Source organism: Cohnella lupini, assembly GCF_003386205.1.
Lineage (GTDB): Bacteria > Bacillota > Bacilli > Paenibacillales > Paenibacillaceae > Cohnella > Cohnella lupini.
Window position 1 is genome coordinate 125,561 of sequence record NZ_QRDY01000007.1, and the last position, 14,897, is coordinate 140,457.

Sequence of the window (14,897 nt, forward strand, 5' to 3'; positions counted from 1 at the left end):
ATACGAAATGGATAGAATCGAGACGCAAGAGCAATTTCAAGAGAAAATCGGCCAAGATAAATACACGATAATGAAATTCGATGCCACTTGGTGCTCGGACTGCAAAAATCTGGATCGTTTTATCGGAGACATCGTAACCGAGCATTCGGATAAAAACTTCTTCGCCGTAGATTCGGAGCAATTCGAGAACTTGGCGGAGAAATACGAAGTAAAAGGAATTCCTAGCCTGTTGGTGTTCAAGAATGGTCAGAAGCTGGACCATCTGCACAGTAAATTCGCGAAAACGCCGTCGCAAATTCGGGAGTATCTCGAAAAATTGCAATAGACTTTTGTTGACGATGGGCGATAAGCACCATGTCATTCCAAAGGAGGAGTCCGCATAGACGGGCTCCTTTTTTTTCCATGCGCACATAAAAAGAATCAAGGAAGCTAAAGCTACTTTCGAAGATCCGATTTACATAAATTGGGGGAACGAGAGCGGTGTTTAAACAATTATTCGGAAATAGAAAAAAGCGATCGAACGTCTTCCAAGATAAAACAATCGGATCGACGGAAGGCGAAGATTTGGTCTCGTCCCTTAATGAAAACGAATCCAGGTTAAGGGCTATTTTCAACGGGTGCTCCGACGTTATTTTCCGCTCCTTTCAAATACGCGGTCAACAGAACGCCTTTATTGTATATATCGCTGGACTAGTCGACGAGAAGCAGCTGGAAGAATCATTGCTGAAGCCTCTTATGCTAGGAGATTCAACGGAGTCGTCCGATTCAAACCCAGAGCTTCTCTCCTTTCTTCGAAATCGGTTGATCACGAACAGCCAACTGATCCAATCATCCCGATTTCAAATAATAGAGCAAGAGATACTTAGGGGTTCCGTGGCGATATGTATCGAAGAGCAAATGGAAGCTTTGCTAGTCGGCATTCAAGGCGGCAATATCCGTTCCGTTGAACAGCCTTCCACGGAAAATACGGTTCGCGGACCTCGCGATTCGTTCACGGAAATACTAAGGACGAATACAAGCTTGATTAGAAGAAAAGTCAGATCCTCGCGCTTGAAAATCGAAATGCTTACGATAGGCGAAATTACGCAAACCGAAGTAGCGATCGCCTATATGAAGGGGATTACGAACGAGTCGACCCTGAAAGAAATCCGATCGAGAATTCAGAACATACAGATCGACGTCGTTCTGGAATCCGGCTATATCGAACAATTAATCGAAGAGAAGTCTTATTCGCCGTTCCCGCAGTTTCTCGTAACGGAACGGCCCGATTATTTGGTTGCCGGATTATTGCAAGGCCAAGTGGCGATTATCGTGGACGGCTCCCCCTTCGCGATCAGCGCTCCGATGACCTTCTGGGGTTTCTTGCAAGCGGGGGAAGATTACTATGAACGGGTGCTGTACGCCAATCTAATCCGATTAATTAGGCTATCCTTTGCGATGATCGCTTTGCTTCTGCCCTCCCTATACGTCGCTCTAACGACCTTCCATCAGCAAATGATTCCAACGAACCTTTTACTTAGCATCGCGTCCGCAAGGGAGGGGGTTCCTTTCCCGGCACTGGTAGAAGCGCTCATGATGGAGGCTACCTTCGAAGGATTGCGGGAAGCGGGTGTTCGCCTGCCGAAACAAGTCGGACAAGCGGTCAGCATCGTAGGCGGGTTGGTAGTCGGTCAAGCGGCCGTACAAGCGGGAATTGTATCGGCCCCGATGGTTATCGTCGTTTCACTGACCGGCATCGCATCTTTCACCATTCCACGCTATAATTTTTCCCTCGCTTTTCGGATATTGCGGTTTCCACTGATCCTGCTTGCGGGGATGTTCGGGTTATACGGAATATCGGTGGGACTAATGCTGATTCTGGTCCATCTTTGCTGTTTGAAATCTTTCGGCGTACCGTATTTGTTTCCGACGGCTCCGGTTAGTCTGCAAGGTCTGAAGGACTCCTTATTTCGCGCTCCGTTATGGACGTTATACCTCCATCCTCAACCGACCGGGAAAGAGAAGGGAAGCGGATGAACAAGCTCTACCGGATACTGTCTTTGCTCCTAATAATCCCCTTGCTAAGCGGGTGCTGGGATAGGGTTGAAATGAACGACGTTTCTTTTTTTATGGCGTCCGCATTGGACCTGACAGAGGATGGTCAATTGAAAACATCGATTCTGGTGCCGATCCCTGTCGCCGCGGGAGGAGACAACGGCAAGGTTTCTCCTTCGGGTACGTTGGGAAAGACTTATTTCGTGGTTTCGGCCAAGGGATCGAACATTCACGATGCGGAAAGAAGCATCCAGCAGAAGATTTCGCGCCGGTTTTTCAAAGGCCACCGAAGAGTCGTTTTCATTGGAGAAGCACTCGCCCGAAAGGGAATAAAGGATATATTGGATTACTACTCCAGAGATCCCGGGAGTCGTCTACGAACCTATATTGTCGTTACTAAAGGTAAAGAAGCGATTGAATTTCTTAAAAACGATCATCCCATAGAACGCATTCCCTCCGAAGAAGTTCGCGAGCTCGAACGTTCGGGCGTTGGCGTGTCCGCGACTTTTCGGGATTTCTTAATGATGCAAGCCCGCGATGGAATCGAACCGGTTACGGGAGCCGTTGAGCTGGTTTCACCTACGGGAACGGTAAAAGAAGAAGAAAAGTATAGCCTATATCAGCTTTCTTCGACGGCCGTGTTTAAGAAATATAAGTTAAAGGGCTATTTAAACGACATTGAAACGAGAAGCCTCAGATGGATAAAAGAAGAAGTGAAGCAAGAGATAATATCCGGATCTATAGCCGGAAGCGGCGGGAATGTAGGCGTCGTAATGAACAAAATGAGCAGTACGATCCAAACGACGATGAATGGCGAGAAAGCCAGGATTCGAATTGTGCTTAAAGGGACCGGCGTCTTGAATGAAGCCAACGTCAAATTGGACCTTAATCAGTCGGGAAGTCTAATCTTAATAGAAGACGAGTTGGGAAAATTGGTCGCTGATCAGACTCTTCGCACAATAAGGAAGGCACAAACCGAATGGAAGGCCGACATATTCGGGTTCGGGCTGCAGCTGCATCTCTTTCATTATCGGACATGGCAGAAGATTCGTCCGAAATGGGATGCGATTTTCTCCGATGCCGACGTCACCGTAACGGCACAGATTAGTCTCCGAAGAGCGGGAATTATCACGAATTCACTATCCGAGAACGGAGTCGGGGAATCATGATCATGGAGCGACTAAGCAACAGACATCGTAGAAGGGACGGATGAGATGATTAACTTCGGGCAAAACGATCGGATCTCTAATATGGAGCTGTGGACGCTCATGTTCGTGTATGTGCTCGGCAGTCTGTTGACGCTTCCCGTCGGTTATGCCGCCGGACATGATTCATGGATATCCGCAATCATCGGAACGATCGCGGGGATAGGGATCAACTGGATATACGCATTCCTATGCGCGAAGTACCCGCAAAAGTCGCTCGTGGAAATCGCGCATCTTCTTATGGGTACATGGATTGGTAAAGCGGTCGGGATCATGTACTTCTGGTATAGCTTTTACCTCGGGGCTTACGTACTGCGGAGTTTTACGGACATGACGGGGGCCGTTCTGCTACCGAAGACGCCGACCATCATAGTCGGTGCGATAATGATTGCCGTCGTGGCTTGGACCGCGTTTAAGGGGATCGAGGTCATAAGCAGGTGCTCGCTCATTTTATTTCTGTTCGTCGTGATTTCAACGCTCATGGGTAGTTTTTTATTAATACCCGATATGGAGCTGAACAATTTATTCCCGATACTCGAAAGCGGTTGGTCGCCTATCCTCAAGGGTGCCGGACAGATCGCCTCCGTGCCATTGGGTGAAACGATCGTATTCGCCATGTTGATTCCCTACGTGAATCGGACGGCCGCCGTGAAGAAGACCGTCGTTAGCGTAATCGGAGTTGCCGGCGCCATGCTCGTGTTTACCCACTTCGTCAATATATTCGTATTGGGGGAAATTGCAAGCAAACAGCTGTTTCCATCCTATACATCCGTCATGTATATCGCGGTCGCCGACTTTTTCGAACGGATCGAGCCGCTTGTGTTCACGGTTTGGGTTTTCAATGAATTCACGAAGCTGAGCGTTTGTCTATTGGTATCGGCACTAGCGCTGTCCCAGACGATTGGAAGCCGGAATTTTCGGTTTTATCTCGTACCTATAGGGCTGCTCATGCTCTTGCTGTCTCTGTTCCTACATCCCGACCAGTTGAACCTTATGTCCTTTCTTAAAAATGTATGGCCTCTGTACTCTATCCCGTTTATAATCGTTATTCCTTTGACCCTGCTGGCGTTGTCGATGTTAAAAAGAAAACCGGTAAACCGTCTGAATTGATGTTATCGAATTTACTATTTCATGCGAGCATGATATAAGAGAACTATGAATAATCCAATCGCGGGTTTGGCTAAGGAGATAAGAAATGACGAAGAATAAAGCAATTACGGAAGCAGGATGGAACTTCGACAATAGTTATGCTCGTCTGCCTAAATCGCTTTTTACCATTATAAATCCCACACCCGTAAGTGCACCCAAGCTGATCGTTCTTAACGGTCCGCTGGCAACCTCCCTGGGGTTGAAAGCTCAAGCGCTTCAAGCCGATGATGGCGCGGCGGCGTTTGCCGGTAACGAAATTCCTGAAGGCGCGCTGCCATTAGCGCAAGCCTATGCGGGACATCAATTCGGACATTTCAACAGATTAGGGGATGGTCGGGCCATCCTGCTCGGGGAACAGATCACGCCTACCGGAGAGCGATTCGATATCCAGCTTAAAGGCTCTGGCGCAACGCCGTATTCTCGTCGAGGCGACGGACGTGCGGCGCTTGGACCGATGCTTCGCGAATACATCATCAGCGAAGCTATGTATGCCCTCGGTATCGCCACCACGCGCAGCCTAGCGGTGGCGACGACCGGCGAGTCGATCATCCGCGAAAGCGAGCAGCCCGGCGCAATCATGACCCGGGTGGCCGCCAGCCATTTGCGCGTGGGTACTTTTCAATACGCGGCAAACTGGACAACGGCAGAGGAGTTACGAGCTCTTGCCGATTATACGATAGAGCGACATTATCCGGATGCGGCGGAAGAAGATAACCGCTATCTTTCCCTGCTTCGGAAAGTGATCGAGAGGCAAGCCGCGCTAATCGCTAAATGGCAACTCGTCGGCTTTATTCATGGGGTAATGAATACCGACAACATGGCTATCAGCGGTGAAACGATCGATTACGGTCCTTGCGCATTCATGGATGCGTATGATCCGGCAACGGTATTCAGTTCGATCGACGTTAATGCCCGGTATGCTTTCGGTAACCAACCGAATATCGCCGGTTGGAATCTGGCGAGATTCGCCGAGTCCTTATTGCCGTTGCTCCATGACGACGAAGCGAAAGCTATCGAGATGGCGGAGGGTGCCCTTGCCGGTTATACGGAATCGTATAGCCGGAATTGGCTCTCGGGAATGAGGGCGAAGCTGGGAATCTTTAACGAAGAGCCCGAGGATGAATCCCTTATCGAAAGCTTGCTCGGAATGATGAAGAACAATCGCGCGGATTACACCAACACCTTTCGCGCGTTGACTTTCGATAAACCGGAGGATTCCGTTGTATTCGGCGTTGCGGGATTCGATCAATGGCACGAGTTATGGAAGGTGAGACTTAGCAGGCAAGACGAGCCGAAAGCTTCTTCGCAGCTGTTGATGCGCAATAGCAATCCGGCGGTTATTCCTCGCAACCATCGAGTAGAAGCCGCGCTGGAAGCTGCCGTTAACGGGAATTATGAAGTGATGGATCGGTTGCTGGATGTTCTTTCGAGCCCATATGCCCACACCCCGGAGCAAGTGGAATATTCTAAGCTGCCGGATGATACATCGTTTCCTTACCAGACCTATTGCGGTACGTGATATTGCCTCTAACGAATATGATGTAAGATATGGAAAGAAACAAGCTTCCGCGATAATTTCGATCCTAACGGGTCCAGAAGGAGTGCGTAAACGTGGAAAATAGTCTGAATTGGGCTGGTAACTACAGGTATAGCGCCACTGAAATCCATGTTCCCGACAACATGGAGCAAGTACGGGAGATCGTCGCCCGAAGCGCTCGGTTGAAGGTGCTGGGCACGCGTCATTCGTTTAATGGAATCGCGGATTGTACCCAATCCCAAATCTCTCTTCAGAAGCTTAATCGAGTGACGGAGTTAGACCGTACTCGAAATAGGGTGACGGTAGAAGCAGGAATTCGGTACGGGGAGCTGTGCCAATTTTTACACGCTAACGGATATGCGTTGCACAATCTGGCGTCGTTGCCTCACATTTCGGTCGCAGGGGCTTGCGCGACTGCCACGCATGGTTCCGGCGATCTGAACGGCAATCTAGCTACCGCTGTACACGCAATGGAAGTCGTTAAAGCGGACGGGGAAACGATCCGGTTTTCCCGCGATCAAACGGACGGCTTCATCGACGGAGCGATCGTCGGGCTCGGGGGATTAGGCGTGGTCTCGAGTCTCACTTTGAACGTTGTACCGGATTATCGAATGAGTCAAACCGTTTATGACAACTTGCCATTGGCCCAACTCGAAGACAACTTTGACGACATTTTCTCAAGCGCTTACAGCGTCAGTCTCTTCACGGATTGGAAGGATGCGACTTTCAACCAAGTCTGGTTAAAGCGGAAAATATCGGAGCAATTCGACGATCGGACTGAGCCCGAGTTTTACGGCGCGACGCGGGCAAGCGGACCGCGTCACCCGGTGCCGGGTTACGCAACGGAAAACTGCAACGATCAGATGGGGATACCGGGGCCTTGGTTCGAGAGATTGCCCCACTTTCGGATGAATTTTACTCCAAGCGCCGGGGAGGAACTGCAGAGCGAATACTTCGTGCCGCGACAAGATGCCTATCTCGCATTGTGCGCGATCGAGCGGATACGGGATCGTATAGCTCCGCTCCTCTACGTCTCGGAAGTACGCTCGGTCGCGCAAGACAATCTATGGATGAGCCCTTGCTACGAGCAGGATTCGGTTGCGATACACTTTACTTGGCATGCGGATTGGCCCGCGGTTCAACAAGTATTGCCTATCATTGAACAGCAGCTTGAACCTTTCAACGCCCGACCGCACTGGGGCAAGCTGTTCACGATGCCGTCAACGCGCTTGCGTTCCCTCTATGGGAAACTGCCCGACTTTCAACGACTGCTTCTTCGTTGCGACCCCGGAGGAAAGTTCGTAAATGCCTTTTTGAATGAATATATCATAGACAATTAGTACCTGAGGAAAAGTATAGCTAATATACCGGGCATCATTTAATGAACATATTTTCACTACTTTCGGTTCCGAGTCAGGATTCTTATAATGAAGATGCATAACAATGGAAACCAATTCTTGAAAAGAGGTGCGATTGGATGAAATATCGGCGTTTGGGCGGAAGCGGCTTGAAGGTCAGCGAAATCAGCTTGGGAAGCTGGCTGACGTACGGCGGTTATGTGGAAAGGGAAAACGCGGTGAAATCGATCGAAACCGCTTACGATTTGGGAATCAACTTTTTCGATACGGCAAACGTGTACGAGCGTGGAGAAGCGGAGATCGTCGTCGGGGAAACTCTGAGGGCTTACCCGCGGGAGTCTTACGTATTAGCTACCAAAGTGTTCGGGCAGATGGGCGACGGTCCCAATGACCGCGGACTCTCTCGCAAGCACGTGACGGAACAAGCAAACGCAAGCTTGAAGCGGCTCGGACTCGATTATGTGGATATTTTATATTGCCATCGCCATGATCCAGAGACGCCGGTCGAAGAAACGCTGCGCGCGATCGACGATCTGATTCGCCAAGGCAAGGTGCTCTATGTCGGCATCAGCGAGTGGACGGCAGCGAATATCGCCGAAGGATTGGCCGCGGCAGATCGATATTTGCTGGATCGCATCGTCGTCAATCAGCCGATCTACAATCTGTTCGAGCGTTATATCGAGAAGGAAGTCATTCCTCTAAGTTCTCGTAACGGCATCGGACAAGTCGTCTTCTCTCCTCTGGCGCAAGGCTTATTAACCGGCAAATACAGCTCGGCTACCGATATTCCGGAAGGCAGCCGGGCCGCGAAGCTGGAATGGGTTCGCAAAGGAATCACCGAAGAGAAGATCGAGAAGGTAAAGAAGCTGGGAGCTATCGCTAAGGAGCTAGACCTCACGATCGGTCAGCTCTCGCTGGCTTGGATCCTGCGCCAATCGAATGTCTCCAGTGCCCTGGTCGGAGCGAGCCGTCCGGAGCAAATGACGGAAAACGTCGGCGCCTCGGATGTTACGCTTTCGAACGAAGTGCTGGAAAAGATCGAAGAAATACTAGCATAACGCAAATGCCTCCATCACCGTGTTTAGACGGGATGGAGGCATTTTAGCATTCGTTAAGCCGCAACGTCGCGTTTCGTAAACAACAGCCAAGAGACAAGCTGGAACAGGACATAATAGGCGACAAGCATCATGATCGAGAAGGTGAGCGTCATCTCCGGCCGAATCGGATCGTTGCCGGCTAAATATCGGGTCAGATCGATGTTGGCGAATAACAAGTATTTCACCCAGCCGTAGCTGCTGAAGAGCATCGTTAACGAGTTGCCTACTAGCATGAACAATAGAGAGAAGGCGATGGCCATCGAGGAGCTCCGAAAGGCGGCCGAGATCATGAAAGCGAAAGTTACATACATAAGAAGCGATACGATGGCGAAGCCGTATTGTTGCAACGAGTCCGCGATCATGGAGCTTTCGTGGATGATACCGTCCGCGCTTACCGATAGATGAGGAAGACTTAATCCGCCGAAGCCTTGCAACGCCGCTCCCGCCGCGAAGGCGACCGTAAACGAGAGAATTAGCAACAATAGAGCGAATCCCATCGTCGCGACATACTTGCTGAGCATGACTTTGGTTCGGGAAGCTGGGCCGACCAGCAAGAGCTTGATCGTTCCCCAGGAGAATTCCGCGGCGATCATGTCGGCGGCGACGATAACCGTCAGAATCGTTACTAGCAATATGAGCATGGCTGAAGTGTTGACGTAATCCCACATGGAAAGTTCGTTCGGATTAAGATTGTGCTCCAAGTAATATTCGTTTAACTTTATCTCGTTTTCCATATTTTTTACAAAGTCCGGATCAGCTGTAGCGTTATTTTGAATTTCTTGCTGTAAGACTTGATTTTCCTCTGTTACTTGCTGTTTCCAATCGGAGCTATCGTTACGAACTTCATCGTATTTCATCAAACCGCTCATCAGGAGTAAAGACAGAATGAGGAACCCGATCATTAACCAAGTACGGGGTCGACGGTAAATTTTCATATTTTCGTTTCTCAATAAGTCTCTAAAATTAGACAACCATCTCGCCTCCCGTCATTTCCAGAAATTGATCCTCCAATGATTTATGAGACGAGTGTATGCCATAGATATCAACGTCGGCTTTGACCAATAACCTTGCGATGTCCGGAATAAGCGCTTTGTCCGACTCTATTTCGAGCTGTTTGCCGAGGATGGAGATCTTCAAATCCGAGATGGAATCGGTCAATACTTGATAAGCAAGAGCCGTATTGCCGACATCGATCATAATTCTGGCTTGCGGGGAATCCGTCGTATCTTGCAAAGAGCGGACGTCGATAAGCTTGCCGCCTTGGATAATCGCCACGCGGTCGCACATTAATTCCATCTCGGACAGAAGGTGAGAGGAAACGATAACGGCAATTCCTTCATCCCGAGTTAGCTTTCGCAGATAGTCGCGCAGCTCGCGAATACCCGCGGGGTCGAGTCCGTTCGTCGGTTCGTCCAATATGAGGACGGACGGCCTATGCAAAATAGCCTGAGCGACTCCGAGGCGTTGCCTCATGCCAAGCGAGTACCGTTTGACCTTCTCGTGAATCCGATTCTGAAGGCCGACGAGCTTCACGACTTCATCGATTCGTTCTTTCGCGATCCCGGAATGGCGACGGGCGAAATGAACCAAATTCTGATAACCCGACAGAAATTTGTACATCTCGGGGTTTTCGACGATCGCTCCGATATGCGTCATCGCTTGCGCGAATTGTTTGCGAACGGAAACTCCCTTAACGATAACCTCGCCTTTCGTCATCGAGATCAATCCGACGATCATTCGAATCGTCGTTGTTTTGCCGGCACCGTTCGGGCCTAGAAATCCGAATACTTCTCCCGCGGGGACATCGAAAGAAAGATTGTCGACGATCGTTCGTCCGCCGATTTTCTTGGTGACGTTCCGTAGCTGCAATACGGTTTCCATTGTCGTTGCTTGCATGAACCTTCAGCCTCCTGAAATCACTTGAATAAATGAAGTATACCGTCGCAGGTTCGATCGGATATTGGGCTTGGGGTGAGTATCTAACCTATACTTTGGTCGAGTGTCAACATAGCAAAATCAATGTATAAGCGTAGATGAAATCATCGGAGACGAAAATTAATAATCATAATATGACATACAGTCGTCGTATTACGCGTCGTATAGTAAACCTGTTACCACATTCAATATCAAGGAGAGATAACAGTGGAGAATATACAATCCAAAGTCGTCATCATTACGGGAGCGTCCAGCGGCATCGGAAAAGCTACCGCGAAGCTATTGGCTAAATACGGCGCGAAGGTAGTGTTGGCAGCGAGACGGGAAGAACGGTTGCAAACGATAGCGGGAGAAATCGAAAGAGAAGGGGGAGAAGCCAATTATCTTAAAACAAACGTAGCTTCATTGGAAGAAATGAATCGATTAGCGCAATTCGCGTTAAAGAAATACGGACGAATCGACGTGTTGGTGAATAATGCGGGCGTTATGCCTCTATCGCAATTAAACGAATTAAAAGTCCACGAGTGGGAGCAAATGATCGACATCAATATCAAAGGGGTTTTATATGGAATAGCCTCGGTTATCCCGTCCATGAGGGAGCAAAAGTCGGGTCATATCATTAATATCTCCTCGGTAGCGGGTTACAACGTATCTCCCACCTCTTCCGTATACAGCGCTACGAAATTCGCCGTCCGAGCCATATCGGAAGGACTGCGTCAAGAGGAATCTCCGGCATCCCGTATTCGCTCCACGATCGTTTCTCCGGGTATAACGGATTCGGAGCTGACGAATGGAATCACCAATCCCGACATTAAAGCCATGGTGAGTCAACTGGGCCAAATAGCCATTTCTCCGGACGGTATTGCGAGAGCTATTGTTTATGCGATTAATGAACCAGACGATACCGGAGTGAACGAGATCGTGATTAGACCGACGGTACAGCAGTCATAACTTTTAGTTTCACAATACGGTCGTCCTCGGCGCTGCCTCTTTCGGGCTTGCGGAGGACGATCGTTTTCGTACATGCGAGTTCGCTTAATGTGACTTTGTAATGTCATATTAATGGCGTATACTGTCATTGAGGTGATAGGGATGTCGATTAGCCGCCATTTCGAAATCGTGTATTTGCTGTTGCATAAGAAGACTTTGACCGCATCCGAACTGGCGGAAAGATTCGAGGTTTCTACGAGAACCATATATAGGGACATCGATATATTAAGCGAAGCCGGCATCCCGATCTTCAGCAGCAGAGGGAAAGGCGGAGGTATATCGTTGATGGAGGGTTTTGTCTTCAACGCCTCCTTGCTGTCCGAACGGGAGCAAGACGATATATTGATGGGCCTTCAGAGCCTGACCGCCGCAAGGTTTCCTGAAATAGAAGAAGTATTAGGTAAACTGAGCAGATTGTTCAAGAAAGACGGGAATGGCTGGATCGAAGTGGATTTCTCCCCGTGGGGGAGCGAGGAACGCGAGAGACGGCTTTTTCCGCTCCTTCGCAAAGCGATTGCTACGAATCGCGTCATTACGTTTCGATATTACAATACGTTCGGGAACCAGAGCAACAGAAGCGTCGAACCGGCGACATTGCTGTTCAAGAGCAAAGCTTGGTATTTAATGGGTTATTGCCTGACAAGTAACGGGAACCGCACCTTCAAGATAAGCCGAATGAAAGACATAGTCGCCACCGACACTAAATTCGAATCCAGGCAGGCGATAAGTTTCTCGGAGGCTGAGGACAACGTCATGGTCGAATCACTTGACGTCACTCTGACGATCACCGCAGCGGGAGCTTATCGGGTTTACGACGAATTCGACGAAAAGACGATCACGCTTAATCCGGACGGTTCTTACGTAGTCAAAGCGAAGTTTCCCGAAGGCGCCTGGCTGGAAAGCTATTTGCTTTCGTTCGGGACCCTTCTTGTGAACGTTGAACCCGAGCATTTGCGCGCGAAAATTTTGACGAACATAGACGCGATCCGTAGAAAATTGGAGCAACGCTCGGATTAAGGATTGCTCTATATTGGATGGATTATTTCGTTACCGTGGCGACGGCCGGAAGTTATACATGTATAAGATGGGCGCGTGGAGAGGAGTACGGATCTATTCCTTTGCTCCTCTCTTTGCCGTTGACATTTCTGATTATCCTTACTATAATATAAAAATGAACGGTCGGTATTATTTATTATCACATATCAATTGAGGAGTGATCGACATGGAAAGATTAAACGGAAAAGTAGCCTTCATTACAGGTGGAAATAGCGGTATCGGACTGGCGACCGCGAGATTGTTCATTGCCGAAGGTGCGAAGGTTGTTATTACTGGTCGTAACGAAAGTAAATTGGCAGCCGCGGTTGAAGAGCTAGGCGTCAATTCATTTGCCGTGCGGATGGATACAAGCGATCCGGCAAGCATGGATGCTGCGGTTGCCGCAGCTATCGATAAATTCGGCAAATTAGACGTCATATTCGCGAATGCGGGTATTGCAGGGAGTACGCCATTAGGCAAAACGACGATGGAAGCTTTCGATGAAATTATGAAGACCAACGTTACGGGGGCATTCTTTACCGTTCAAGCTGCATTGCCTCAGCTGAAATCGGGAGCTTCGGTCATCTTGAACGGTTCAGTGCTTGCATCGCTGGGATTATCCGGAAATGCTGCTTACGCGGCCAGCAAGGGGGCTGTTAGAAGTATGGTAAGAGCGTTGGCTTCCGAGCTGTCTCCTCGCGGAATCCGAGTAAATATGGTAGTTCCCGGCGCGACCGTCACGCCGATCTGGGGGGAAACGACAGGAGATGCCTTGACTAAATTGGAAGCCTCGCTCGCTCCCAGCATACCGTTGAATAGAATGGGAAACCCGGATGAAATCGCCAATGCGGTCTTGTTCCTTGCCTCGGACGAGTCTTCTTTCGTCCATGGAACCGAAATCGTAGTGGATGGAGGCGCGACTTCTTCTCCTATGGGAGCTCCTATCTATCGCCAAGAAGTAGCGGGTTGATTAGCGTGCAACAATGAAGTTGAATTCGATAATCAGCAACCGAGAGCATTAACTTCTCGGTTGCTGTTTCGGCATGCATTCCGGCTCGCAGCGCCAATCGCGGTATATTGACAGATGTACCCGAAACGTCTAAAATAAATGAACGGTCTGTCCTAAAATGCAAAGAGGGGGTGGGTACGATTAGAAAAGGCGAAATTACAAAAAAGCATATTATCGAGCAATCCGCGAAATTGATGAATCAACACGGATTTTTGTCTACTTCGCTTTCGGAAATCGTGGAAGCAACCGGAATGCAGAAAGGCGGCTTGTATAACCATTTTAAAGACAAGGAAGAGTTGGCTCTTCAAGCATTCGATTATTGCTGCGACTCCATTGGACAATATTTAGAAGAGTCGATTAGGTTGAAATCCTCCGCAGAGGATCGAATTTTGGCTTATATAGAAGCGTATCTGAGTTTCACGGAGAACCCCAGGATGCCGGGAGGCTGTCCGATTATGAACGCGACCATTGAAGCGGACGACGGTCGGTCGGAGAAACTACTGGATCGAGCGCAATCCGCCATGCGCGTGTTCATTCAATCTCTTGAGGACGAAATCGCCAAAGGAATTCAAAACGGAGAAATTCGTTCCGATACGGATCCTCGTAAGACGGCGACCATGATGATGGCGACGACCGAAGGCGGTATACTATTAAGTAAGATGTTCACCGACCTGTCCTATATCGCCATGATTAAAGGTCAATTGAATCAATACGTGAAAAACGAGCTCTGCTTGAGATAAGTTCTAAATAAAATACCCCTTATGCGGTGTTATAGTCCGCATAAGGGGTATTTTTCCGTTTTGACCTGTAAGATTGGATCACCGAGCGTATACGTCATGTTTTTCGAATAGCTTCCATAGTTGCTCGGCCATGTATTGCGGAGAGTGCGGCATATGATTACGAATCCACCACTCCGTCGTGCCGACGAAAGCCGAAGCCGTAAATTGAACGATCAGCTCCTTATTCATGCTCCGATGAATATCCCGTTGGTCTAGCTTTTCATTTAAGTTGGCTACGACGATTTGAAGCATGCGCTCCCGGAATACCGATGTTCTTTGAGTGGATATCATGGCGGAGAAGAACAGAAAGTTGGCTTCGAAATAGTCGAATACCGACGTCAGCTCGTCGATCAGATCTATTTTATCCCGATTAAAATCGATGGAGACGGAGCAAGCAACGAACATATTGCTTAAATGATCTTCGATGCATTTATCGAGCAAGTCGTATTTGTCGGTGTAATGGAGGTAGATCGTTCCGCGGTTTACGTTAGCTCGTTCGGAGATGTCGTTAATCGTGATTTGCTCGAGCTCCTTCTCGGTAAATAGTTCGAGAAATGCTTTGTTTATGGCTTCCTTCGTTCTCAGAATTCGTCTATCCGTTTTCGTTTCGGTAACCATTCCGGAATTCCCTCCCCAGTTATTGAACATTCGCGGCGAAGTTGTCGCATATGGAACAAAACCGCGCGTATTAACGATTGAATAAATCGCCTTATAATATATGATAATAATCAACAACTGTTAAATAAGCAACTTCAGTTGAATAATATTA

14 protein-coding genes are annotated in these 14,897 nt (G+C 48.8%); 11 read left to right on the forward strand and 3 right to left on the reverse strand.

All coding sequences use genetic code 11. The features are described 5' to 3' along the window. Positions 1–7 precede the first annotated feature (7 nt). From DFP95_RS14390 to DFP95_RS14420, 7 genes are all read left to right on the forward strand, one after another. Positions 8–325 (forward strand): thioredoxin family protein, encoded by a 318-nt coding sequence (locus DFP95_RS14390; protein WP_115993335.1) that lies wholly within the window; start codon positions 8–10, stop codon positions 323–325. A gap of 155 nt (positions 326–480) precedes the next feature. Then, positions 481–2,016 (forward strand): spore germination protein, encoded by a 1,536-nt coding sequence (locus tag DFP95_RS14395; protein ID WP_181907426.1) that lies wholly within the window; start codon positions 481–483, stop codon positions 2,014–2,016. Further along, on the forward strand, positions 2,013–3,203 hold the full coding sequence (locus DFP95_RS14400) for a Ger(x)C family spore germination protein (protein WP_181907427.1): 1,191 nt from the start codon (positions 2,013–2,015) through the stop codon (positions 3,201–3,203). The genes DFP95_RS14395 and DFP95_RS14400 overlap by 4 nt, the downstream gene beginning before the upstream one ends. Before the next feature lie 45 nt (positions 3,204–3,248). Continuing rightward, complete coding sequence (locus DFP95_RS14405) at positions 3,249–4,349, forward strand: GerAB/ArcD/ProY family transporter (RefSeq protein WP_115993338.1); 1,101 nt, start codon at positions 3,249–3,251, stop codon at positions 4,347–4,349. 85 nt (positions 4,350–4,434) lie between these two features. After that, positions 4,435–5,907 (forward strand): protein adenylyltransferase SelO, encoded by a 1,473-nt coding sequence (locus DFP95_RS14410; protein WP_115993339.1) that lies wholly within the window; start codon positions 4,435–4,437, stop codon positions 5,905–5,907. Positions 5,908–5,999: 92 nt separating this feature from the next. Then, entirely contained in the window at positions 6,000–7,265 is a 1,266-nt protein-coding gene (locus DFP95_RS14415; protein WP_115993340.1) for an FAD-binding protein, read from the forward strand. Positions 7,266–7,402: 137 nt separating this feature from the next. Then, complete coding sequence (locus tag DFP95_RS14420) at positions 7,403–8,341, forward strand: aldo/keto reductase family protein (protein WP_115993341.1); 939 nt, start codon at positions 7,403–7,405, stop codon at positions 8,339–8,341. A 53-nt stretch (positions 8,342–8,394) separates the two neighbouring features. Here DFP95_RS14420 and DFP95_RS14425 read toward each other — a convergent pair whose 3' ends face one another. Together DFP95_RS14425 and DFP95_RS14430 are read right to left on the reverse strand one after the other, a co-directional pair. Next, complete coding sequence (locus tag DFP95_RS14425) at positions 8,395–9,351, reverse strand: ABC transporter permease (protein WP_115993342.1); 957 nt, start codon at positions 9,349–9,351, stop codon at positions 8,395–8,397. Then, on the reverse strand, positions 9,344–10,261 hold the full coding sequence (locus DFP95_RS14430; protein ID WP_115993462.1) for an ABC transporter ATP-binding protein: 918 nt from the start codon (positions 10,259–10,261) through the stop codon (positions 9,344–9,346). Before DFP95_RS14430 ends, DFP95_RS14425 begins: the two co-directional genes overlap by 8 nt. 261 nt (positions 10,262–10,522) lie before the next feature. On the opposite strand from DFP95_RS14430, the gene DFP95_RS14435 reads away from it, so the two are divergent. From DFP95_RS14435 to DFP95_RS14450, 4 genes are all read left to right on the forward strand, one after another. Beyond that, positions 10,523–11,266 (forward strand): SDR family oxidoreductase, encoded by a 744-nt coding sequence (locus DFP95_RS14435; protein WP_115993343.1) that lies wholly within the window; start codon positions 10,523–10,525, stop codon positions 11,264–11,266. 141 nt (positions 11,267–11,407) lie between these two features. Further along, on the forward strand, positions 11,408–12,322 hold the full coding sequence (locus DFP95_RS14440; RefSeq protein WP_115993344.1) for a helix-turn-helix transcriptional regulator: 915 nt from the start codon (positions 11,408–11,410) through the stop codon (positions 12,320–12,322). Positions 12,323–12,527: 205 nt separating this feature from the next. Then, the gene (locus DFP95_RS14445; protein ID WP_115993345.1) at positions 12,528–13,310 is read left to right on the forward strand and encodes a glucose 1-dehydrogenase; all 783 of its coding nucleotides are present in this window, start codon (positions 12,528–12,530) and stop codon (positions 13,308–13,310) included. 170 nt (positions 13,311–13,480) lie between these two features. Beyond that, positions 13,481–14,089, forward strand: coding sequence for a TetR/AcrR family transcriptional regulator (locus DFP95_RS14450; protein WP_115993346.1), 609 nt, complete (start codon positions 13,481–13,483; stop codon positions 14,087–14,089). A 78-nt stretch (positions 14,090–14,167) separates the two neighbouring features. Here the strand turns inward: DFP95_RS14450 and DFP95_RS14455 are convergent, their stop codons facing one another. Continuing rightward, on the reverse strand, positions 14,168–14,746 hold the full coding sequence (locus tag DFP95_RS14455) for a TetR/AcrR family transcriptional regulator (RefSeq protein WP_115993347.1): 579 nt from the start codon (positions 14,744–14,746) through the stop codon (positions 14,168–14,170). Positions 14,747–14,897 lie beyond the last annotated feature (151 nt).